The 20,849-nt window shown below is 55.6% G+C and carries 19 protein-coding genes; 14 read left to right on the forward strand and 5 right to left on the reverse strand.

What is annotated here, in order from left to right; all coding sequences use genetic code 11:
- The first annotated feature begins 6 nt into the window (after positions 1–6).
- From CHU32_RS11455 to CHU32_RS11505, 11 genes are all read left to right on the forward strand, one after another.
- A complete protein-coding gene (locus CHU32_RS11455; protein ID WP_103675657.1) occupies positions 7–588 on the forward strand; it encodes a nuclear transport factor 2 family protein in 582 nt (193 codons plus the stop codon).
- 239 nt (positions 589–827) lie between these two features.
- Positions 828–1,661 carry a DNA/RNA non-specific endonuclease gene (locus CHU32_RS11460; protein WP_103675658.1) on the forward strand — a complete coding sequence of 278 codons (834 nt, stop codon included), beginning with the start codon at positions 828–830 and terminating at the stop codon, positions 1,659–1,661.
- 474 nt (positions 1,662–2,135) lie between these two features.
- Positions 2,136–2,474, forward strand: coding sequence for a glycine dehydrogenase (locus CHU32_RS11465; RefSeq protein WP_103675659.1), 339 nt, complete (start codon positions 2,136–2,138; stop codon positions 2,472–2,474).
- A gap of 10 nt (positions 2,475–2,484) precedes the next feature.
- Entirely contained in the window at positions 2,485–2,847 is a 363-nt protein-coding gene (locus CHU32_RS11470) for an SFCGS family glycine-rich protein (RefSeq protein WP_103675660.1), read from the forward strand.
- Between the two features lie 2 nt (positions 2,848–2,849).
- A complete protein-coding gene (locus CHU32_RS11475) occupies positions 2,850–3,149 on the forward strand; it encodes a DUF4312 family protein (protein ID WP_103675661.1) in 300 nt (99 codons plus the stop codon).
- A gap of 22 nt (positions 3,150–3,171) precedes the next feature.
- Positions 3,172–3,948 carry a DUF4311 domain-containing protein gene (locus CHU32_RS11480; protein WP_103675662.1) on the forward strand — a complete coding sequence of 259 codons (777 nt, stop codon included), beginning with the start codon at positions 3,172–3,174 and terminating at the stop codon, positions 3,946–3,948.
- Positions 3,949–3,959: 11 nt separating this feature from the next.
- Positions 3,960–4,604 (forward strand): DUF4310 family protein, encoded by a 645-nt coding sequence (locus CHU32_RS11485; protein ID WP_103675663.1) that lies wholly within the window; start codon positions 3,960–3,962, stop codon positions 4,602–4,604.
- Positions 4,605–4,646: 42 nt separating this feature from the next.
- Positions 4,647–5,780: an amidohydrolase/deacetylase family metallohydrolase gene (locus CHU32_RS11490; RefSeq protein ID WP_103675664.1), complete on the forward strand. Its 1,134-nt coding sequence runs from the start codon at positions 4,647–4,649 to the stop codon at positions 5,778–5,780.
- On the forward strand, positions 5,764–6,882 hold the full coding sequence (locus CHU32_RS11495; RefSeq protein ID WP_103675665.1) for a DgaE family pyridoxal phosphate-dependent ammonia lyase: 1,119 nt from the start codon (positions 5,764–5,766) through the stop codon (positions 6,880–6,882). Before CHU32_RS11490 ends, CHU32_RS11495 begins: the two co-directional genes overlap by 17 nt.
- Positions 6,879–7,619 carry a 2-dehydro-3-deoxy-phosphogluconate aldolase gene (gene dagF, locus CHU32_RS11500; protein ID WP_103675666.1) on the forward strand — a complete coding sequence of 247 codons (741 nt, stop codon included), beginning with the start codon at positions 6,879–6,881 and terminating at the stop codon, positions 7,617–7,619. Before CHU32_RS11495 ends, dagF begins: the two co-directional genes overlap by 4 nt.
- Positions 7,620–8,008: 389 nt before the next feature.
- Entirely contained in the window at positions 8,009–9,919 is a 1,911-nt protein-coding gene (locus tag CHU32_RS11505; protein ID WP_103750848.1) for a BglG family transcription antiterminator, read from the forward strand.
- A gap of 270 nt (positions 9,920–10,189) precedes the next feature.
- Here CHU32_RS11505 and nrdG read toward each other — a convergent pair whose 3' ends face one another.
- Positions 10,190–10,654 carry an anaerobic ribonucleoside-triphosphate reductase-activating protein gene (gene nrdG / locus CHU32_RS11510; protein ID WP_103675668.1) on the reverse strand — a complete coding sequence of 155 codons (465 nt, stop codon included), beginning with the start codon at positions 10,652–10,654 and terminating at the stop codon, positions 10,190–10,192.
- Between the two features lie 65 nt (positions 10,655–10,719).
- On the opposite strand from nrdG, the gene CHU32_RS11515 reads away from it, so the two are divergent.
- Positions 10,720–11,040, forward strand: a complete 321-nt coding sequence (locus CHU32_RS11515) for a hypothetical protein (RefSeq protein WP_103750849.1) — start codon at positions 10,720–10,722, stop codon at positions 11,038–11,040.
- Here CHU32_RS11515 and nrdD read toward each other — a convergent pair.
- From nrdD to treR, 4 genes are all read right to left on the reverse strand, one after another.
- On the reverse strand, positions 11,017–13,155 hold the full coding sequence (nrdD, locus tag CHU32_RS11520) for an anaerobic ribonucleoside-triphosphate reductase (RefSeq protein WP_103675670.1): 2,139 nt from the start codon (positions 13,153–13,155) through the stop codon (positions 11,017–11,019). The genes CHU32_RS11515 and nrdD overlap by 24 nt on opposite strands.
- 366 nt (positions 13,156–13,521) lie before the next feature.
- Positions 13,522–15,174, reverse strand: coding sequence for an alpha,alpha-phosphotrehalase (treC, locus tag CHU32_RS11525; RefSeq protein ID WP_103675671.1), 1,653 nt, complete (start codon positions 15,172–15,174; stop codon positions 13,522–13,524).
- A gap of 47 nt (positions 15,175–15,221) precedes the next feature.
- Positions 15,222–16,640: a PTS trehalose transporter subunit IIBC gene (gene treB, locus CHU32_RS11530; RefSeq protein ID WP_103675672.1), complete on the reverse strand. Its 1,419-nt coding sequence runs from the start codon at positions 16,638–16,640 to the stop codon at positions 15,222–15,224.
- 129 nt (positions 16,641–16,769) lie between these two features.
- The gene (gene treR, locus CHU32_RS11535; protein WP_103675673.1) at positions 16,770–17,717 is read right to left on the reverse strand and encodes a trehalose operon repressor TreR; all 948 of its coding nucleotides are present in this window, start codon (positions 17,715–17,717) and stop codon (positions 16,770–16,772) included.
- Between the two features lie 196 nt (positions 17,718–17,913).
- On the opposite strand from treR, the gene mgtL reads away from it, so the two are divergent.
- Positions 17,914–17,967 (forward strand): mgtA regulatory leader peptide MgtL, encoded by a 54-nt coding sequence (gene mgtL / locus CHU32_RS28930; protein WP_116480916.1) that lies wholly within the window; start codon positions 17,914–17,916, stop codon positions 17,965–17,967.
- A 144-nt stretch (positions 17,968–18,111) separates the two neighbouring features.
- The gene (gene mgtA, locus CHU32_RS11540; protein ID WP_103675777.1) at positions 18,112–20,820 is read left to right on the forward strand and encodes a magnesium-translocating P-type ATPase; all 2,709 of its coding nucleotides are present in this window, start codon (positions 18,112–18,114) and stop codon (positions 20,818–20,820) included.
- The last annotated feature ends 29 nt before the right edge of the window (positions 20,821–20,849 follow it).

Raw genomic sequence — 20,849 nt, forward strand, 5'->3', positions numbered from 1 at the left:
CCTGTCATGCAAAACACTCTCAACGATCGTCAACAAATTACCGATTTACTCACTGGCTGGATGCATCGCGATCTGGGGGAATGGGATCAATTACGCGATCTGTTTCATCCGGACGGCACTATTGAGATCACCTGGTTTGAAGGGCTGGGTAGCGATTTTGTGGATGGATCAATGCGCATGGGCGCATCAGACGTGCGCACCAAACACATGGTCGGTACGCCGGTCGTGACCTTTAACCCGACGGCGACGAAGGCCATCGTCGAGACCAACGCGATGATTATTGGCGAGCATGTGAAGCTGAATCTGGGCTGCGTCGGCCATAACCGCTTTTACGATATGGTGGAAAAACGCGACGGCGTGTGGAAACTGTTTAGACGCCAGAGTATTTATGACATGGCCAGCTTTACCTTCCCGCTCGGCGTGGTCGATATCGACCAAAACACGGTGGCGAAATACCCGCGTGAATATGCTGCGCTGGCGTATTTGCTGGAAAAAAGCGGCTTTCCGGTGCAACGGGTTTTTGCGACGCGCGGGAGCGCGCTTGAAACGCAAATGAAAGCCGAAGCCAGACGCTGGCTGGAGGTCTGAAAACAGGGCAGGCAAAATCTACTGCATAAACTACTTTATCTAACGGGCGGTAGTCACTCCGCCCGCATTATCATTTGTCTGTGATGACACGTAATCTCATCTCATTGGCAGATAATAATAATATCATTATCTCATCTTTTATCGGCAGTAAGGTTATTGATTACCGCGTCTTATAACAAGCCGCTACGCTTATTATTCTGTGAGACAACGGTCTCTGATTTAATAATAAGCACAGAAAAATGCGACTTCATATTATATTCAAACAAAGCTACTTATTGCTGGCGGTTTTTTTATGGGGATGTACTGCCACTCCCCCCACCACTCAAAATCACGGATTAACCAGCGTCCGTGGGCCGGATAATTGTGAAGTGGGCTGTCCCACTGGCGGCAGTACGCAAACGGTGATCCGCGACGTTTATACGCTAAACAACAATAGCAGCACCAAATTTGCCAACTGGGTCGCCTATAAAATTACTAAAACCAGCCAGGCCAGTAATCGGGCGCGGAACTGGAAAGCGGACCCCGATTTGCCCGCCTCCGATACGCTTCCTCCCGCCGCCTATCAGAACGCGAATAAATTACTGGCGGTAGATCGCGGGCATCAGGCACCGCTCGCCAGCCTCGGCGGCAATACGGACTGGCAGGCGCTGAACTATCTCTCTAATATTACGCCGCAAAAGGCCGCGCTGAATCAGGGGGCGTGGAGTCGATTAGAGGATCAGGAGCGCGCGCTGGCAAATCGCAGCGATGTTTCTGCCGTGTATTCCGTTACCGGGCCGCTTTTTGAAAAAACGGGCGCGGCACTGCCTGCTCGCCCCGACGTGATTATTCCGGATGCTTACTGGAAAATTATTTTTATTGGTACCCGTCCGGATAAAGGGAAATATGCTGCGTTTCTGCTGAAGCAATCAACGCCAAAAAACGCCAGTTTTTGTGATTATCAGGTAACGGTAAATACGATCGAGCAACAAACCAATCCGAAACTTACTATCTGGTCGGCATTACCGCAAAATATTGCTGAAATGATTAAAAAGCAGAAAGGCACGTTAGCGCAGGAAATGGGGTGTCCCTGAGCGTAGGTATTTATCGGGCCAGAGGGATAGGGCGTGAGATCGTCCCCCATAACATGCCCGGCGGCGCTTCGCTTGCGCGGGCCTACGGGTTATGCATAACTTGTTGATATTTTGGATTTTATAGGCCGGGTAAGGCGAGGCCGCCACCCGGCATAAAGGCGCACATTGGCAAAAAAATCGTCATTGGCCTGGAAGCGAAACGCTATTATCTCCTTTGCACATAAGTAAACCTTATCGACTTCACATTTCTTCTCTCCGGTTCACCACGTCTTTCGCTTTAAAAAACCGCTGATTTCCGCATTTTTATGTGACTTCCATCACGCTAAACCAGTCAAAAATCATTATTCATTCCCATTCTGTGGAACAGATCACTCTCTCCCCCCGCCTTTCCACTTCGAAGTGGAAAACAACTCGCTACAAACTATTAACCTCCAACGGTAGTTTTACTCCAGAGCCAAAAACGGGGTACGACGAGTGAATAACGGAGCAGTCATTAACGACGCTGGAGAAAAGACGCAACAGATTGGCCAGCTTGCCGATCGTATATTGCCGCAGGTGTATGCGCTGTTGCGTCGTCATCACATTATTCCCAACGCCGTACAGGAACAGATGTTGACATCCCATGTCCGTGCGATGGCCCTCCGGTCGGTGACCGGGGAGTCACTGCCGGAAGTCGATGCCAGCTTGTTTGAGGAAATTTCAGAAGAGTCGATGGCGCTTGCCCGCGACGTGGTCGCGGCATTCGGCAACCTTCCCGAGGAAGAAGCCTGGCTACTGTCGGTGCACTTCGAAGTCGCAAAAGAAAACCTTTAAGGAGCAAAAGATGGAACAGATTACCGTAGTGATTGGCGATCGTTTGGGTAAGGGCCAGAAAGTTGCCGCCGGCGTGGAAAAAGCAGGTGGACGCGCGGTGGTCGTGCCGGGCGTGGCAGCGGATATGAAACTGGGCGATGTCATGAAAGCGGAAAACGCCACCTTCGGCATTTCGTTCTGCGGTAGCGGCGGCGCGGGTGCCATCACCGCGCAGAATAAATATGGCTATAAAGCCAAATACGGCATGCGCTCGGTGGACGAAGGCGTGACCGCCATCAACGAAGGCTGCAATGTGCTGGGCTTCGGCTTTATGGACAAAGAAGAGCTGGGCGAGCGCCTGGTGCAGGCGTGGCAGAAGAAGCACGGCGCATAAGCATGAAAGAACAATTCACCACCACGGTGAGAGTGAAGGGCAAAGGTGAGGCCAAATCGCGCGCCTTTGCCGATGCCCTGAACCACGTTCAGGCGGCAGTGATGACGTCCTCGCCGCATATTTTACTGCGTATTGAGCCACAGGATGTGCAGGTCGTTCATGCGCATGAAACGGTGCGTAAAGAAGCGTTTCTGTTCTTCTTTTTGCGCCGCGAAAGACGGACGTACAGCGTGGAGCTGGATGTCACCGTCAACGTGACCGCCATCGATCTTGATAAGGTCGATTTCGTCACGCAACGCTGATCCTCACTAAAAGGGCGGAACCATGTTCCTGATAATTTTAATAAAATCGCTCATCATCGGCGGCCTGGTCGGCGTCGGCGTGGGAGCCGGGGCTGCACGCATGTTTCATGCGCCCACCACACAAGGGATGGGGGCATTTCGTACGTTGGGCGAGCTGAACTCCTGCGAAGGCGATCCGGCATCTCACTTCTCATTTGGCCTCGGTTTCTTCTTTAACGCCTGGGCATCGTCGGTCGCGGCAGGGTCATTCACCCAGGATGTCGATCACCGCATTATCCCTAACTGGGGCGCAGCGGCGCTGATGATTAAAAACCGTAACGTCGGCGAAACGCTGCACGATCCGAAAAAAATGGCGATCGCCTGCGGTATCATCGGCACCCTTGTCGTGACCTTCCTTAACCTCACCGCATCCTCGGTACCGGAATCCTTACAGGTTACCGCCGTCAAAGTGCTGGTGCCCGCCGCTAACCTGCTGGTCAACACCGTCATGCCGGTGATCTTCTGGCTGGCGGCCATTGATGCGGGTAAAAAATCGGGCTTCTGGGCCACCATTTTCGGCGGGGCCGCGCAGTTAATCATGGGTAACGCCGTGCCGGGCCTGGTGCTGGGGATACTGATTGGTAAAGGCGTGGAAGAGAGCGGCTGGAACCGCGTCACCAAAGTGATGATGGCGGCAATTGTCGCGCTGTTCGTGCTGAGCGCCTTCTTCCGTGGCTTCGACATGAAAATGATCGAATCCTTCCATCTGACCGTGCCGAACTGGCTCGATCTGATCCACAACTCGCTCAGCGGCAAATAACGGAGACGGCAATGGAACAGAATAAAGGGTTTTGGTATGCCGACTGGTCGTTCCCGATCTTCGTTGGTCTGCTCTCATCCGGCGTGTTTGCCGGGACGCACATGTACTACCTCTACGGTATTGGCGCGTTTAACGAAGTAGCGTTTGTCTCCATGCTGCGTGCGGGCATTGATACCGGCGCGTATGGCGCGGTAGCGGCCTTTGGTGCCAGCTTCCTGTTCGCGCGGATTATCGAAGGCTCGCTGGTCGGCATTCTCGACATTGGCGGGGCGATCCAGACCGGCGTGGGCCTCGGGGTTCCGGCGCTGTTACTGGGCGCGGGCATTATGTTTCCGGTGACCAACTTTATTGCGTCGCTGATCACCGGGCTGGTGATTGGTTTGGCGATTGGCTACCTGATCATCCTGGCGCGTAAGTTCACCATCAACCAGAGCGACTCCACCTATGGCGCGGACGTGATGATGGGCGCGGGCAATGCTTCCGGTCGCTTCCTCGGCCCGCTGATTATTCTCAGCGCGATGGCGGCGTCGATCCCCATCGGCATCGGCTCGCTGGTCGGGGCGCTGCTGTTTTATATCTGGCAGAAGCCGATCACTGGCGGGGCGATCCTCGGCGCGATGATTTTAGGCTCCATTTTCCCGGTCGCCATCAGTTAACCCGTGCGGGCGCTCTTGCGCCCGCCTCTACAGGAGAGAGTTATGTTTGATGTACTCCTGCGCCGTGCGCGTCTGGTCGACGATACCGTGACCGATATCGCTCTGCTGGACGGTAAAATTGCGGCGCTGGGTGAGATTACTGGTTCAGCATCGACTGAAATCGACCTTCAGGGCGAATACTACGTCAGCGCAGGCTGGATTGATTCTCACGTTCACTGCTATCCCAACTCGCCGATTTACCATGACCAGCCGGACAGCATCGGCATTGCGACCGGCGTCACCACCGTGATCGATGCCGGCAGCACCGGCGCGGATGATATTGATGATTTTTACGCCATCACCCGCCAGGCAACGACGGACGTTTACGCGCTGCTGAATATCTCCCGCGTCGGGCTGATTGCGCAGAACGAACTGGCGAACATGACGAATATCGACCGCGACGCTGTGCGCGAGGCGGTTAAACGCTACCCGGATTTTATTGTCGGCCTGAAAGCGCGGATGAGCAGCAGCGTGGTCGGCGACAACGGCATCACGCCGCTGGAACACGCGAAAGTCATGCAGCAGGAGAACGGCGACTTACCGCTGATGGTACATATCGGCAACAATCCACCGGATTTGGATGATATTGCCGAACGGCTGACCTGCGGCGACATCATTACCCATTGCTATAACGGCAAACCGAATCGCATCCTGACGCCGGCGGGTGAATTGCGCGCCTCCGTCACCCGCGCCATTCAGCGCGGCGTGCGGCTGGATGTGGGTCACGGTACCGCCAGCCTCAGCTTTGCGGTGGCAGAGAAAGCCATCAGCATGGGCATTCTGCCGCACACCATCAGTTCAGATATTTACTGTCGCAACCGGATCAACGGGCCGGTGTATTCGCTCGCAAACGTGATGTCGAAATTCCTCGCCATCGGGATGTCGCTGCCGCAGGTGATTGAGTGCGTAACCGCCAGCGCGGCAGACGGGCTGCGACTGAAAAACAAAGGGCGGCTGGCCGTTGGCTATGACGCCGACCTCACCATTTTTACCCTGAAACGCCAGCCCACGCTGCTGGTGGATGCGGAAAACAACAGCTTACAGGCTGAAAAATTACTGGTCCCGCTTGCCGCCGTGCGCGCGGGCGCGATTTATCCGACCGAACAAGGGAGTGCGGAAGATGCCTTCAATTTATGAGAAGTACGGTTTAAAACAGGTGATTAACACCTCCGGGCGCATGACGGCGCTCGGCGTGTCCACGCCGCGCCCGGAAGTGGTGCAGGCGGCGATGGACGGCATGAATCACTATTTCGAGATGAAAGATCTGGTCAACAAAACCGGCGACTACATTGCGCAACTGCTGGACGTGGAAGGTGCGACGGTGGTCTCCTGCGCCTCCGCGGGCATCGCGCAGTCCGTGGCCGCCGTGCTGGTGAAAGACAGCGACTGGCTGCTGGAAAACCTGCACGTCACGCCGGTTGAGAACAACGACATCGTGCTGCCGAAAGGCCATAACGTGAATTTCGGCGCGCCGGTTGGCACCATGGTGGCGCTGGGCGGCGGTAAAGTCGTCGAAGCGGGCTATGCCAACGAATGCTCTGCCGATCAACTGGCCGCGGCCATTACCCCGCGCACTGCCGCCATTCTGTATATCAAATCCCATCACTGCGTGCAGAAAAGCATGCTTAGCGTAGAGCAGGCGGCAGTGGTGGCGCGTAAGCACGATCTGCCGTTAATTGTTGATGCCGCGGCAGAAGAGGATCTGCATGCGTATTACCGTGCGGGCGCGGATCTGGTGATCTACAGCGGCGCGAAAGCGATTGAAGGGCCGACCAGCGGACTGGTGATCGGCAAAACCCAGTACGTTGAATGGGTGAAACGCCAGACGGCGGGCATTGGACGCGCGATGAAGGTGGGTAAAGAAGGCATTCTCGGACTCACCTGTGCGATTGAGCACTATCTCAACGCCGAGAAAGAAAGCGGGGCGGAGATGGTCGAAAAAATGACCCCATTCATTGATGCACTGAATGCGCTTAACGGCATCACCGCCCGCGTAGTGTGGGACAGCGCCGGGCGCGATATCGCCCGCGCCGAGATCAAATTTGACGAGTCTGTCACCGGCATTGCGACGGGGGAACTGGTCACCGCGCTGAAACAGGGCGAATACGCGATTTATTTCCGTGGCTATAAAGCCAATGAAGGGATTATTGAAGCCGACGTGCGCAGTGTGAACGCCGCCCAACTGGAGATTGTGGCTCGCCGCATTGCCGAGGTTATTAATCAGGAGAAAACCGCATGAAACTCACCCCAAACTTTTACCGTGACCGCGTGTGCCTGAACGTGCTGGCAGGCTCCAGAGCTAACGCCAGCGCCATCTATGAAGCGGCGGAAGGCCATGTACTGGTGGGCGTGCTTTCCAAAAACTATCCCGACGTGGCGAGCGCGGTGGCCGATATGCGCGAGTACGCGGTGCTGATTGATAACGCGCTTTCCGTGGGGCTGGGAGCGGGCGATCCGAATCAGTCGGCGGTGGTCAGCGCCATTTCGCGCGAGGTACAGCCGCAGCACGTCAACCAGGTATTCACCGGCGTGGCGACCAGCCGGGCGCTACTGGGGCAGAACGAAACGGTGGTGAACGGTCTGGTGTCGCCAACGGGAACGCCGGGCAAAGTGAAAATCTCCACCGGCCCGCTCAGCAGCGGCACGGCGGACGGCATTGTGCCGGTAGAAACGGCCATCGCGCTGTTGAAAGATATGGGTGGCAGTTCAATCAAATACTTCCCGATGGGCGGCCTGCAATGCCGTGACGAATACCAGGCGGTGGCAGAAGCCTGCGCCCGCCACGATTTCTGGCTGGAGCCGACCGGCGGTATCGATCTTAAGAACTTCGGCGAAATTTTGCAGATTGCGCTGGACGCCGGGGTAAGCAAAATCATTCCTCACATTTATAGTTCGATTATTGATAAGGTGAGTGGCGATACCCGTCCTGACGATGTGCGCCAGTTGCTGGCTATCACGAGGCAGTTGGTGGGGTAACCACCCTCACCCCAGCCCTCTCCCTGAGGGAGAGGGAGAAACCCCCCCCCGCTCCGGCGTTTGTGTTGAGGGGCCGGGTGAGGGGGCCCCCCGCCCAACCCGGCCAGAGGCGTTGGCCTTTAGTCCCCTCTCCCTCAGGGAGAGGGTCAGGGTGAGGGGGCGCGCCACCCAACCCGGCCAGAGGCATTGGCCTTTAGTCCCCTCTCCCTGAGGGAGAGGGTCAGGGTGAGGGGGAGCTCCACCCAACCCGGCCAGAGGCGTTGGCCTTTAGTCCCCTCTCCCTGAGGGAGAGGGTCAGGGTGAGGGGGAACCTCATCAGACCAGGCCTGAGCTATGCGCTTTCCTCACGAGAAGAGGAAAATCGATCCGCGATACAAGAGGATAACGACGTGCGATTCCCGAACCAGCGTTTAGCGCAACTGTTCGACATGCTGCAAAACGAGACGCTACCCCAGGACGAACTGGCGCAGCGGCTGGCGGTATCCACGCGCACCGTGCGAGCCGATATCACCGCGCTTAACGCATTACTGGCCCAGCACGGGGCGCAGTTTATTCTCAGCCGCGGTAACGGTTATCAGCTTAAAATTGACGATCCCGCCCGCTATCAAACGCTGAAAACCGCCCAGCCTCGTGCGCTGCGTATTCCGCGCAGCGGGCAGGAGCGCGTGCATTATTTGATGGTGCGTTTTCTGACCTCGGCGTTTTCGCTGAAACTTGAGGATCTGGCGGACGAGTGGTTTGTCAGCCGAGCCACGCTGCAAAACGACATGGCCGAGGTGCGCGAGTGGCTACAGCGTTATCATTTGACCCTCGAAACGCGTCCGCGCCACGGCATGAAGCTGTTCGGCAGCGAGATGGCGATCCGCGCCTGCCTGACGGATCTGTTATGGAAGCTGGCGCAGCAGGATAGCCTTAACCCGCTGGTTACCGAGGTCGCGCTCAATGCGGGCGTGCCGGAGCAACTGGTCACGCTACTGGACACCTGTTTTACCCGTCACCATATTCGTCTTACTGACGAAGGCGAGCTGTTTTTGCGCCTCTATTGTGCGGTTGCGGTGCGCCGCATTAGCGAAGGTTATCCGCTGCATGATTTTGCGGCGGAAGATGTCGAGGAGAAAGTACGGGAGGCCGCACGCGATATCGCCATGGCGCTCGCGCAATTGGCCGGTAAACCGCTTGCTGCGCCGGAGGAAAACTGGCTGCGGGTCCATATTGCCGCCCGTCAGGTTCAGGACATTGCCCCCAGCGCGATTAACGCCGATGACGACGAGGCGCTGGCGAACTACATTCTGCGCTACATCAACACCCACTATAACTATAACCTGCTCAACGATGCGCAGCTGCATGCCGACCTGCTCACCCACATCAAAACCATGATCACCCGCGTGCGTTATCAAATCATGATCCCCAACCCGCTGCTGGAGAATATTAAACAGCACTACCCAATGGCGTGGGATATGACCCTGGCTGCTGTCTCCAGTTGGGGGAAATATACGCCTTATGCCATTAGTGAAAACGAAATCGGTTTTCTGGTGCTGCATATCGGCGTTGGGCTTGAGCGTCATTACAATATTGGCTACCAGCGCCAGCCGCGCGTAGTGCTGGTCTGCGATGCCGGGAACGCGATGGTGCGGATGATCGAGGCGGTGCTGACACGTAAATATCCGCAAATCGACGTCACACGAACCCTGACCCTGCGTGATTACGAGCAGAGTGAAGGTATTAGTGAAGATTTTGTCATTGCTACCGCCCGCGTGAGTGAGAAAGATAAGCCAGTAGTGATCATCTCGCCGTTTCCCACCGACTACCAGCTTGAGCAGATCGGCAAGCTGGTACTGGTCGACCGCACCCGCCCGTGGATGCTGAATAAATACTTCGACGCCGCGCATTTCACGATTATCAATCATCCCGTCGATCAGCAGACGCTGTTTAAAACCCTGTGTGACCAGCTTCAGAATGAAGGCTTTGTCGATGCGGAATTCCTTGACTCCGTCACCGAGCGTGAAGCCATTGTCAGCACCATGCTCGGCGACGGCATCGCGCTGCCGCATGCCCTGGGGTTACTGGCGAAAAAAACGGTGGTTTATACGGTGCTCGCCCCGCAGGGTATTACCTGGGGCGATGAAACGGCGCATGTGATCTTTTTACTCGCCATCAGCAAGCGCGAATATGAAGAGGCGATGGCGATTTATGATATTTTCGTTACCTTCCTGCGCGAACGCGCCATGTCGCGGCTCTGCGCCTGTAGTGATTTCAGCGCGTTTAAAACGCTGGCTATGGAGTGCGTGAGCCGGTTTTGAGGGGCGTTTTCCTGAATCTGGCTTAATGCAGGTAACGCGCTGTGATAGCGCATCTATCGCCTGTCTGATTTTGTCGTGTTAATTAACCTGTGACAACAACTTCGCGATAATCAGTCGGCAGAATTTGTGTTTCATCTGGACTTAAGGAATGTGTCGATGAAATACATAACACCCGCCCAGTTTGCACAGTGGTTAACGTTGTATTGCCCGAGCTTGTATGTGCCGGATGATTAATCGCCATGCCTGAAGCGTGATTTTCAGGCATCTGGCTTAACGCAAATAATGCACAACCTGGTTGCTACTGCCGCGCCAGATAAGCGCCGGGTCTTTTAATGCCTGCACGAATTTCCCGTCCACCAGCACGTTAATCAGATCCACTACCTGCATTTGTGCCTCGTTTAGTTCATCCAGTTTATAGCCGGTCCACATCCAGATATCTTTGCCAGGGCATTCGGCGCGGATTCGCTGCACCAGCGCAAGGATCTCCGGCACGTTTTGTGGATGGAGCGGATCGCCGCCAGAGAAGGTGATCCCCTGGCGTTTGATCCGCGTGTCGTTCAGATCATTGATGATGTTATCGGCCATCGCCTGGGTGAATGGCAGCCCCGAGTTCAGCCGCCAGGTGCTTTTGTTGTAGCAGCCGGGGCATTCGTGTACGCACCCGGAAACAAACAAAGTGCAGCGGGTGCCGGGGCCGTTAACGATGTCGACGGGGTAATACTGATGGTAGTTCATAGTGGTTTCCTGCCGGGTGGCGCTGCGCTTACCCGGCCTACAAAGATGGCGCGCCGCCGGGTATTGTGTCTGCGTACTTACGCCGTGATGCCGGGGGGCGCTTCGCTTACCCGGCCTACAAAGGTGGCGTGCCGCCGGGTATTGTGTCTGCGTACTTACGCCGTGATGCCGGGTGGCGCTGCGCTTACCCGGCCTACAAAGATGGCGTGTCGCCGGGTATTGTGTCTGCGTACTTACGCCGTGATGCCGGGTGGCGCTTCGCTTACCCGGCCTACCTATATAGTGTGCCGCCGGGTATGGTTATGGTGTGCGTACCCGTAGGCCCGGTAAGCGCAGCGCCACCGGGCATGCATACTACGGACTCAGCCGATTTGCCCGTTGCCTAAATGCTTCACGCGGCGCTTCACTTCTTCCTGCTTACCGGCGTTAAACGGCCTGGCATCCGGGCTACCTAAATACCCGCATACGCGGCGGGTGACGGAAACCCGGGCCGCATCGTGGTTGCCACATTTCGGGCAGGTAAAGCCTTTGCTGGTGCATTCAAACTCGCCGGTAAAGCCGCACTCGTAACATTCGTCGATCGGCGTATTGGTCCCGTAGTATGGCACATGCTGATAGCTGTAATCCCAGACGTCTTCCAGCGCTTTCAGGTTGTGCTGAATGTTCGGATATTCGCCGTAACAAATGAACCCGCCATTCGCCAGCGGCGGGTAGGGGGCTTCGAAGTCGATTTTGTCGTACGGGTTCACCTTCTTCTCCACGTCGAGGTGGAAGCTGTTGGTGTAGTAGCCTTTGTCGGTGACGCCCGGCACCACGCCAAACTCGGCGGTATCCAGACGGCAGAAGCGATCGCACAGGTTCTCACTCGGCGTGCTGTAGAGGCTAAAACCGTAGCCAGTTTCCTCTTTCCACTGGTCCACCGCCTGACGCAGACGTTCAACAATCGCCACGCCTTTGGCACGCAGCGCGTCACTGTCGTACAGGTGTTTGCCACCAAACAGTGCGTTGATGGTCTCGTGAATGCCGATATAGCCCAGCGAAATCGACGCGCGACCGTTTTTGAAGATCTCCGACACATCATCGTCTGCTTTCAGGCGTACACCGCAGGCCCCTTCCATATATAAGATGGGGGCGACGCGCGCTTTGACACCTTCCAGACGAGCAATACGCGTCATCAGCGCTTTACGCGCCAGTACCAGGCGTTCATCCAGCAGTTTCCAGAACGCAGCTTCATTGCCCTTTGCTTCCAGCGCGATGCGCGGCAGGTTAAGGCTAATTACGCCGAGGTTATTACGACCATCGTGGACCTGTTCACCCTTTTCATTTTCCCAGATGCCGAGGAAGCTGCGGCAGCCCATCGGGGTTTTAAACGAGCCGGTGACTTTTACCACCTGATCGTAGTTCAGGATGTCCGGATACATCCGTTTGCTCGCGCACTCCAGTGCCAGCTGTTTGATGTCATAGTTGGCATCGCCCGGTTTATGGTTCAGACCGTCGCGGATGGCAAATACCAGTTTCGGGAACACGGCAGTTTTCCGGTTTTTGCCCAGACCCGCGATACGGTTACGCAGGATGGACTGCTGAATCAGACGCGATTCCCAGCTGGTTCCGAGGCCGAAACCAAAGGTCACAAACGGCGTCTGGCCATTGGCGGTGTGCAATGTATTGACTTCATACTCCAGCGACTGGAACGCGTCATAACATTCTTTCTCGGTACGAGAATGGGCATAGCCATCAACATCCGGCACCTGCCACGCTTCCGCTGTTTTACGGTGTTTATTGAAGCTTTCCGTGACGAACGGAGCCAGCACTTCATCAATGCGGTTAATGGTCGTGCCACCATAAATATGGCTGGCGACCTGAGCGATAATCTGCGCGGTAACGGCGGTCGCAGTAGAAATAGATTTTGGCGGTTCGATTTCCGCGTTGCCCATCTTAAAGCCCTGCGTCAGCATGCCTTTAAGGTCAATCAGCATACAGTTGAACATCGGGAAAAACGGGGAATAGTCGAGATCGTGATAGTGAATATCCCCGCGCTCGTGCGCCTGCACCACGTCGCGCGGCAGCAGGTGCTGACGGGCATAGTGTTTGGCGACAATACCGGCCAGCAGATCGCGCTGGGTGGGGATCACTTTGCTGTCTTTATTGGCGTTTTCATTGAGCAGCGCGGAGTTGGTTTGCTCAACCAGACCGCGAATTTCCTGGTTCAGGCGGCCACGTTTTTCACGCTCGATATCGCGATCGTGGCGGTACTCAATGTAGGCGCGGGCGAGCTGCTTATACGGGCCGGACATCAACTGATTTTCAACCGCGGTCTGGATCTCGTTGATATCAACCTGCGTGCGACTATGCATCTGGTTACTGACGACTTCTGCGACGGTGGCGCAATAGTCTGCGTCATCGACTCCCGCTGCTTTAGCTGCACGCAGAATTGCTTCCTGAATGCGCTCTGATTTGAACGGCGCTTTACAGCCATCTCGTTTCATCACATGCGGTGTCATGATCACTCCATATTTAAAAGAACAGGTTATCCACAAAAGAAGAAAGCACCGGGTGGTTTTAATCGTTACTGTATCCAGAGACTTCCCTCAGGTTCGGCCCTTTTATCCACAGCTTTTAAAAAGGGTATGGTGCAATAATAGACGATAAACACCATATATAGGGCCGATGTGCATTCTAATTTCTATATGTAGTGTTTTCATTAAAGATGTTTGCAGTTTTATTGATGCAGGACAAAGTAAAAAACAGACAGTACAGATGGCGGGCGCTGCGGAGAAAAGATTTTTTCCGTACTTATTTTCGAAGGGGAAAAGCCTTAAAAAAAGCAGGGGAAAGTAAACTGCCCGCGTTAAGCGGGCAGCAAGGCACTATTGTAACCACCAGACCGCTTCGAACGGGCGCAGCGTCATGGCCGCAGGCTGAGCAGCGACTTCTTCATAATTGCTCATCAATACCTGCCATGTACCGTTAAGCGTCTCTGGCTGCCAGGGCTGGCATTCGTGGCTGAGGTTGGCGATCACCAGCAGCGTTTGTCCCTGCCACTGGCGACGATAGCACCACAGCTGTGGATGGTCCCCCAGCAGGTCCTGATAGTCGCCCCACGTCAATACCGGCTGCGTTTTACGCAACGCGATCAGCGCCTGATAAGTGTAAAACACCGATTGCGTGTCTTTTATTGCCGCTTCAACGTTGATCTCTCGAGCATTAACATTAATACCAATCCACGGCTCGCCGGTGGTAAAACCGGCGTTGGGGCTACTGTCCCACTGCATCGGCGTGCGGCTGTTGTCGCGCGAGCGCACCGCGAGAATATCCAGCAGTTCCTGCGCGTCACGCCCGTTCACCCGCTGTTCGGCGAACATATTGTGGCTTTCCACATCGCGATAGTCGGTAATGCGGGTGAAATGCGGATTGGTCATGCCGATCTCTTCGCCCTGATAGATGTAGGGCGTACCCTGCATGCCATGTAGCACCATCCCCAGCATTTTTGCAGCGGGAACGCGGTACTCACCTTCATCGCCGAAGCGCGACACAATGCGCGGCTGGTCGTGATTACACCAGAACAGCGCATTCCATGCCCGCTGATGCATGCCCTGCTGCCAGTGGCGAAACAGGGACTTAAGCGCCACAAAATCGGGTTTTGCCTGGGTCCACTTTTCGCCGCCGGGATAATCCACTTTCAGATGGTGAAAGTTGAACGTCATCGACAGTTCGCTGCCGTCCAGCGCTGCGTACTGCTGGCAGTTCTCCAGGCTGGTGGAAGACATCTCCCCGACCGTCATCAACCCGCGTGGTGTAAAGACCTCGCGGCTCATCTCCTGCAAAAATTCATGCGCGCGCGGACCATCGGTATAAAAACGGCGACCGTCACCCCTTTCATCATCCGGGAAGTTCAGGTCTTTAGAGATAAGATTCACCACGTCGAGGCGCAGCCCGTCGACACCACGGTCAGCCCAGAATTCACAGACCTGTTTTAGCTCGGCGCGTACCGCCGGATTTTCCCAGTTCAAATCGGCCTGCTCTGGCGCAAACAGGTGCAAATAGTACTGTTCGCTCTCTGCCTGCCAGCGCCAGGCACTCCCGCCAAATTTGGAGCGCCAGTTATTGGGCGCGATGTCTGGCGTGCCGTCCCGCCAGAAATAGAACTCACGGTACGGACTATCTTTATTCAGCGCCTCGCGAAACCACGGATGCTGAGTTGACGTATGGTTAAACACCATATCCAGAATAATGCGCATGCCGCGCGCTTTAGCCTCAGCCACCAGTTCGTCAAAATCATCCAGTGAACCGTAAGCGGGGTCGATGGCGGTATAGTTGGCAACGTCATAGCCGTTATCGACCTGCGGCGAGATATAGAACGGCGTCAGCCAGAGAGCATCAACGCCCAACATTTTCAGGTAATCCAGGCGCAGCGTCACGCCGCGTAAATCACCTGTGCCGCTGCCGGTGGTGTCCTGAAAACTCTTTGGATAAATTTGATAGATGACACCGTTTTGCCACCAGTGAGGAAGGGTATTCATGATTCATTCCTGCAAATGCGAAGGGGCGCAATTGCGCCCCGAAAAGATCAGACAATCTGTAACGTACCTTGACGGTGCTTACGCTGGTACATCACGGTTGTGAGGACCACCGGGATCACAATCGCAATCATCATGGCGATGCCAAAAACCTGCCAGTAGCCCGGCTGAATGGAAAGAATGCCCGGCAGACCACCAACGCCGATACCGTTAGCCATGACGCCATACAGACCACACAGCAACCCGGCCAGACCAGAGCCGATCATCGCGCAGAGCATCGGGAAACGGTATTTGAGGTTAATACCGTACATCGCCGGTTCGGTGACGCCGAGGAAAGCCGAGATGGCCGCGGGCACGGAGATTTCCCGCTCGTTATGTTTACGGCTGACAATGATAATACCCAGCACCGCCGACGCTTGTGCAATGTTCGACAGCGCAATCAGCGGCCACACTGGCGTTCCGCCAAGGCTCTGGATCATCTGCATATCAATAGCCAGCGTGGTCTGATGCACGCCGGTTATGACCAGCGGCGCGTACAGGAAGCCAAATAATGCTGCGCCGATCGGTGCAAAACTACCGGTCATCAGGTGACGTACTGCAAAGGCCACACCGTCGCCGATCATGCGGCCAAACGGGCCGATAAACGCGTGAGCCAGGAACACCGCCAGCAGCAGAGAACATACCGGCACAACAACCAGATACAGGTAGCTGGGTACGATACGTTTGAGATTATTTTCAATAAAACCGAGAGCCAGGCCGGCCAGCAGTGCCGGAATGACCTGCGCCTGGTAGCCGACTTTCGCGATGCTGAACAGACCGAAGTTCCACACGTCCGGTGTCTGCTGGCCCAGTAAGTAAGCGTTCATTAACTGTGGAGAAACCAGCGTGACGCCAAGTACGATACCGAGAATGGGTGTCCCTCCCATCTTACGCACTGCCGACCAGCAGATCCCCACCGGCAGATAGAAGAAGATCGCTTCACCAATCAGCCACAAGAAATCGTAGATCGTTTTAAGCGCCGGGAACATCTGCGCCAGCGTCTGGCCGTTGCTCATGGGCAGATCGCCAATCACATTCCGGAAACCCAGAATCAGACCGCCGCTGATCAGCGCAGGAAGCAGAGGGAAGAAAATTTCAGCAAAGTGGGAAATAAGCTGCTCGTACCATTTCATATTCTGCCGCGCGGCTTTTTTCGCCTGCTCTTTATCGGCACGCGCCTGGCCGGTAGACGCTAATAGTACCTGATAGTAATCGCCAACGTCGGTGCCGATCACCACCTGAAATTGTCCGGCGTTGGTAAAGCAGCCTTTGACCATTGGCAGTTGTTCAATACCTTTGGGATCGGCCTTCGCGGGCTGGTTAAGCACGAAGCGCAGGCGGGTAATACAGTGGCTGACGGTGGCGATGTTTTCGCGCCCGCCGACCAGTTCGATCAAGCGATCGATATCCTGTTGGTTAACTTTACTCATCTTATAGCCTCGTGGCAGATGAAAGGGAGTGGTGTGATAACTGGCGCAGAGAGTATATCTTCGCTGAATGAGTGAAAACGGGAACGTTCCCGAAACGTAGCGACGATCACAGAAATTGTGTTTTTCAGATCAGGAGAGGGTGGCGGGGATCACGATTTGCTGTGGCTCGCTACGGCCGTTAATTTGTTCAATCAACTGAGACGCAGCCCGCCGTCCGGCCTCGGCGTAGCCCGGATCGACAGTGACGATTTCCGGATGCAGAAATTTAATTAGCGGCGTATTGCCAACGCTGGCGAGCTGAACAGACTCGATGCGTTGCTCCTGCAAATACTTGCTGGCACCAAGCGCCAGGGTATCGGTGGCGCAAACCAGCGCGGTCGTTTCCGGCATCAAGACCTGAGCAACATGTTCGTAGCCCTGCTTCATGGTCAGGCCCGGCAGCGCGGATACCGTCGCCAGTTCATGTTGCTTACAGAATGTCAGCCACGCCTGATGACGGCGCTGACCAGTCGTAACGTCGTGATGGGGAACGCCAAGGTAACTGATGTGCCGATGGCCGCGATCGTAAAGTCGCTGCATCAGCGTCTGGATTGCACCTTCATCGTCGTAGCACACCGAGGCAAAACCTTTCGCCTCACGTGCCAGCAGTACCAGTGAGGGCTGCCAGCGTGCCAGTATCTCCGCACGAATGCCGGTGAAACCAAACAGCACGACCCCATCAATATTCCGGCGCTGTAACATGCCCAAATGTTCTTCGACCATGGCGGGAGAAAACTGGCTCTCAATCATGATCGGATCGTAGCCCTGCTCATAAAACACCGGCAGCATGGTCTGCACCGCCAGATTTTCTGACAGGGAATCCAGGCGAGTGACAATAATGGCTACCACTTTATCACTCTGCCCGCGCATGGCACGTGCAGAGCGGGAGGGAGAGAAACCGTGCTGTTGCATTACAGCTTCAACGCGCTCGCGGGTACGCTCGCTAACACCGCTTTCATTATTCAGCACGCGCGATACAGTGGATTTCCCCACGCCGCTTAAGCGCGCGATGTCTTTGATTGTCAGGCGGTTTTGCATTCTTTCGTCCCATGAGGTGAAGCAAAGTCTAAAAAAAGAGCTTAACTTTACCCGGGTTAATCACAATGGGCAAAGTCTGGTTTACGTTCGGTTTAGTTACCCGGCGGTATCATACCGCCATAATTGCCACAAATAATATTGATAACTCTATATAATTCGCGGCGTTTTATTATCCCCTTAACTTACCGGAGGCTGTATGGACCCCGATCCCACCCCTCTCCCGCGACGGAGATACGTAACCTTCCGGTAAGCCAGCCTTTTCACTGTCTTAGCGGAAGCCTGAGACAGTGACGTTATCCGCGTCCCTGTAAGAAATCTTTGCCTGTAAGGTACGGCCTTGCCACGCCTGCAGGATGTTCTGCGCCCGCTGCTGATGGGTGCGGAGGGACTTATTATGCTGAAAAATATTACCCGCCAGCTTTTTGCCCGGCTTAATCGTCATTTACCCCGCCGTCTGGTACAGCGCGATGTGCTGCCCGAAGCCAACAATCTGGCTGCGGTGGCGATCCCGCCCTCGCTGAGCGAACAGTGCCTGAAGATCGCCACCCTGCAGGAGCGCGATCTCTGGCAGACCTTTAACAGCCATCCGGAAGGGTTGAATCCGTCGGAAGTTGATGCCGCCCGTGAAACGCACGGCGAGAATCAGCTTCCCGCGGAGCAACCCTCGCCGTGGTGGGTACATCTGTGGATCTGTTATCGCAATCCTTTCAACCTGCTGCTTACCGTGCTGGGTATTGTCTCCTATGCCACAGAAGACCTCTTCGCTGCCGGGGTGATTGGTCTGATGGTGGGGATTTCGACGCTGCTTAACTTCATTCAGGAAGCGCGTTCGACAAAGGCCGCCGATGCCCTGAAAGCCATGGTCAGCAATACCGCCACGGTGCTGCGGGTTATCAACGAAAAAGGTGAAAGCAGTTGGGTGGAATTGCCTATCGATCGCCTGGTACCCGGGGATGTTGTAAAACTGGCGGCGGGAGATATGATCCCGGCGGACCTGCGCGTGATCCAGGCACGCGATCTGTTTGTGGCGCAGGCTTCCCTGACGGGGGAATCATTGCCGGTTGAGAAAGTTGCTCACAGCCGGGATGGGCAGCAAACCAATCCGCTGGAGTGCGACACCCTGTGCTTTATGGGCACTAATGTGGTGAGCGGCACGGCGCAGGCGCTGGTGGTGGCCACCGGCGGTAATACCTGGTTTGGACAACTGGCCGGACGGGTCAGCGAGCAGGCGGCGGAACCCAATGCGTTTCAGAAAGGGATTGGTCGCGTCAGTATGCTGCTGATCCGCTTTATGCTGGTGATGACCCCGCTGGTGCTACTGATTAACGGCTACACCAAAGGCGACTGGTGGGAAGCCGCGTTATTCGCGCTTTCTGTCGCCGTCGGCCTGACCCCGGAAATGCTGCCGATGATTGTGACGTCCACGCTGGCACGCGGCGCGGTCAAGCTGTCAAAACAGAAAGTCATCGTCAAACATCTGGACGCTATCCAGAACTTTGGCGCGATGGATATTCTCTGTACCGACAAAACCGGCACCCTGACGCAGGATAAAATTGTGCTGGAAACCCATACCGATATTTCCGGCAAAGCCAGCGATCGCGTCCTGCACTCAGCCTGGCTGAACAGCCATTACCAGACCGGGCTGAAAAATCTGCTGGATACCGCGGTGCTTGAAGGCGTGGATGAAGAAGCGGCGCGCGGGCTTTCAGCGCGCTGGCAAAAAATTGATGAAATCCCGTTTGATTTTGAGCGCCGCCGGATGTCGGTCGTGGTGGCAGAGCAGGCCGATGTCCATCAGTTAATCTGCAAAGGTGCATTGCAGGAGATCCTCAATGTCTGTGCGCATGTGCGCCACAACGGCGATATTGTGCCGCTGGACGAGGGAATGTTGCGCCGCGTGAAACGCGTAACGGATACGCTCAACCGGCAAGGACTGCGTGTGGTGGCAGTTGCGACCAAATACCTGCCGGCGCGTCAGGGTGATTATCAGCGGATAGACGAGTCCGATTTGATCCTTGAAGGTTATATCGCCTTTCTCGACCCACCGAAAGAAACCACTGCGCCCGCGCTGAAAGCGCTGAAGGCCAGTGGTATTACAGTGAAGATTCTTACCGGCGATAGCGAACTGGTGGCGGCTAAAGTGTGCCAGGAAGTTGGGCTGAATGCAGGTGAGGTGGTGACTGGCAGCGAGATTGACGCGCTAAGCGATGACGAGCTGGCGCGGCTGGCCCAATGCACCACGCTGTTTGCGCGCCTGACGCCGCTACATAAAGAGCGGATTGTGACGCTGCTTAAGCGCGAAGGCCATGTGGTTGGTTTTATGGGCGACGGTATTAACGACGCACCCGCCTTGCGTGCGGCGGACATCGGCATTTCCGTGGACGGGGCGGTGGACATCGCCCGCGAGGCCGCGGATATCATCCTGCTGGAAAAAAGCCTGATGGTGCTGGAAGAGGGAGTGATCGAAGGACGCCGCACCTTTGCTAATATGCTCAAATACATCAAGATGACCGCCAGTTCAAACTTCGGCAACGTCTTCAGCGTGCTGGTGGCCAGCGCCTTTTTACCGTTCCTGCCAATGCTGCCGCTGCATCTGCTGATTCAGAACCTGCTGTACGATGTCTCTCAGGTGGCGCTGCCGTTTGATAACGTTGATGATGAGCAAATCCAGAAGCCGCAGCGCTGGAACCCGGCGGATCTGGGGCGCTTTATGATCTTCTTCGGGCCGATCAGTTCTATCTTCGACATTCTGACCTTCTGCCTGATGTGGTGGGTGTTTCATGCGAATACACCGGAATCGCAAACGCTGTTCCAGTCTGGCTGGTTTGTGGTCGGACTGCTGTCGCAAACGCTGATTGTGCATATGATCCGTACCCGCCGTCTGCCGTTCATCCAGAGCCGTGCCGCCTGGCCATTAATGCTGATGACGTTGCTGGTGATGATCGCTGGCATTGCGCTGCCGTTCTCGCCGCTGGCGAGCTATTTGCAGCTTCAGGCGCTGCCACTGAGCTACTTCCCATGGCTTATTGCAATTCTGGCGGGATATATGACGCTGACGCAGTTGGTCAAAGGATTTTATAGCCGTCGGTATGGCTGGCAGTAGTCACCCGATGCAACGCAGTACTTCGGGCG

It is taken from the genome of Superficieibacter electus, from assembly GCF_002915575.1.
GTDB classification, from domain to species: Bacteria; Pseudomonadota; Gammaproteobacteria; order Enterobacterales; family Enterobacteriaceae; genus Superficieibacter; species Superficieibacter electus.

Excerpts from the sequence above, each read along its gene's own strand:
- CHU32_RS11455 (WP_103675657.1), top strand. The coding sequence starts at position 7 with ATGCAAAACACTCTCAACGATCGTCAACAAATTACCGATTTACTCACT.
- CHU32_RS11460 (WP_103675658.1), top strand. The coding sequence starts at position 828 with ATGCGACTTCATATTATATTCAAACAAAGCTACTTATTGCTGGCGGTT.
- CHU32_RS11470 (WP_103675660.1), top strand. The coding sequence starts at position 2,485 with ATGGAACAGATTACCGTAGTGATTGGCGATCGTTTGGGTAAGGGCCAG.
- CHU32_RS11475 (WP_103675661.1), top strand. The coding sequence starts at position 2,850 with ATGAAAGAACAATTCACCACCACGGTGAGAGTGAAGGGCAAAGGTGAG.
- CHU32_RS11480 (WP_103675662.1), top strand. The coding sequence starts at position 3,172 with ATGTTCCTGATAATTTTAATAAAATCGCTCATCATCGGCGGCCTGGTC.
- CHU32_RS11485 (WP_103675663.1), top strand. The coding sequence starts at position 3,960 with ATGGAACAGAATAAAGGGTTTTGGTATGCCGACTGGTCGTTCCCGATC.
- CHU32_RS11490 (WP_103675664.1), top strand. The coding sequence starts at position 4,647 with ATGTTTGATGTACTCCTGCGCCGTGCGCGTCTGGTCGACGATACCGTG.
- CHU32_RS11495 (WP_103675665.1), top strand. The coding sequence starts at position 5,764 with ATGCCTTCAATTTATGAGAAGTACGGTTTAAAACAGGTGATTAACACC.
- dagF (WP_103675666.1), top strand. The coding sequence starts at position 6,879 with ATGAAACTCACCCCAAACTTTTACCGTGACCGCGTGTGCCTGAACGTG.
- nrdG (WP_103675668.1), bottom strand. The coding sequence starts at position 10,654 with ATGAACTACCATCAGTATTACCCCGTCGACATCGTTAACGGCCCCGGC.
- nrdD (WP_103675670.1), bottom strand. The coding sequence starts at position 13,155 with ATGACACCGCATGTGATGAAACGAGATGGCTGTAAAGCGCCGTTCAAA.
- treC (WP_103675671.1), bottom strand. The coding sequence starts at position 15,174 with ATGAATACCCTTCCTCACTGGTGGCAAAACGGTGTCATCTATCAAATT.
- treB (WP_103675672.1), bottom strand. The coding sequence starts at position 16,640 with ATGAGTAAAGTTAACCAACAGGATATCGATCGCTTGATCGAACTGGTC.
- treR (WP_103675673.1), bottom strand. The coding sequence starts at position 17,717 with ATGCAAAACCGCCTGACAATCAAAGACATCGCGCGCTTAAGCGGCGTG.
- mgtA (WP_103675777.1), top strand. The coding sequence starts at position 18,112 with ATGCTGAAAAATATTACCCGCCAGCTTTTTGCCCGGCTTAATCGTCAT.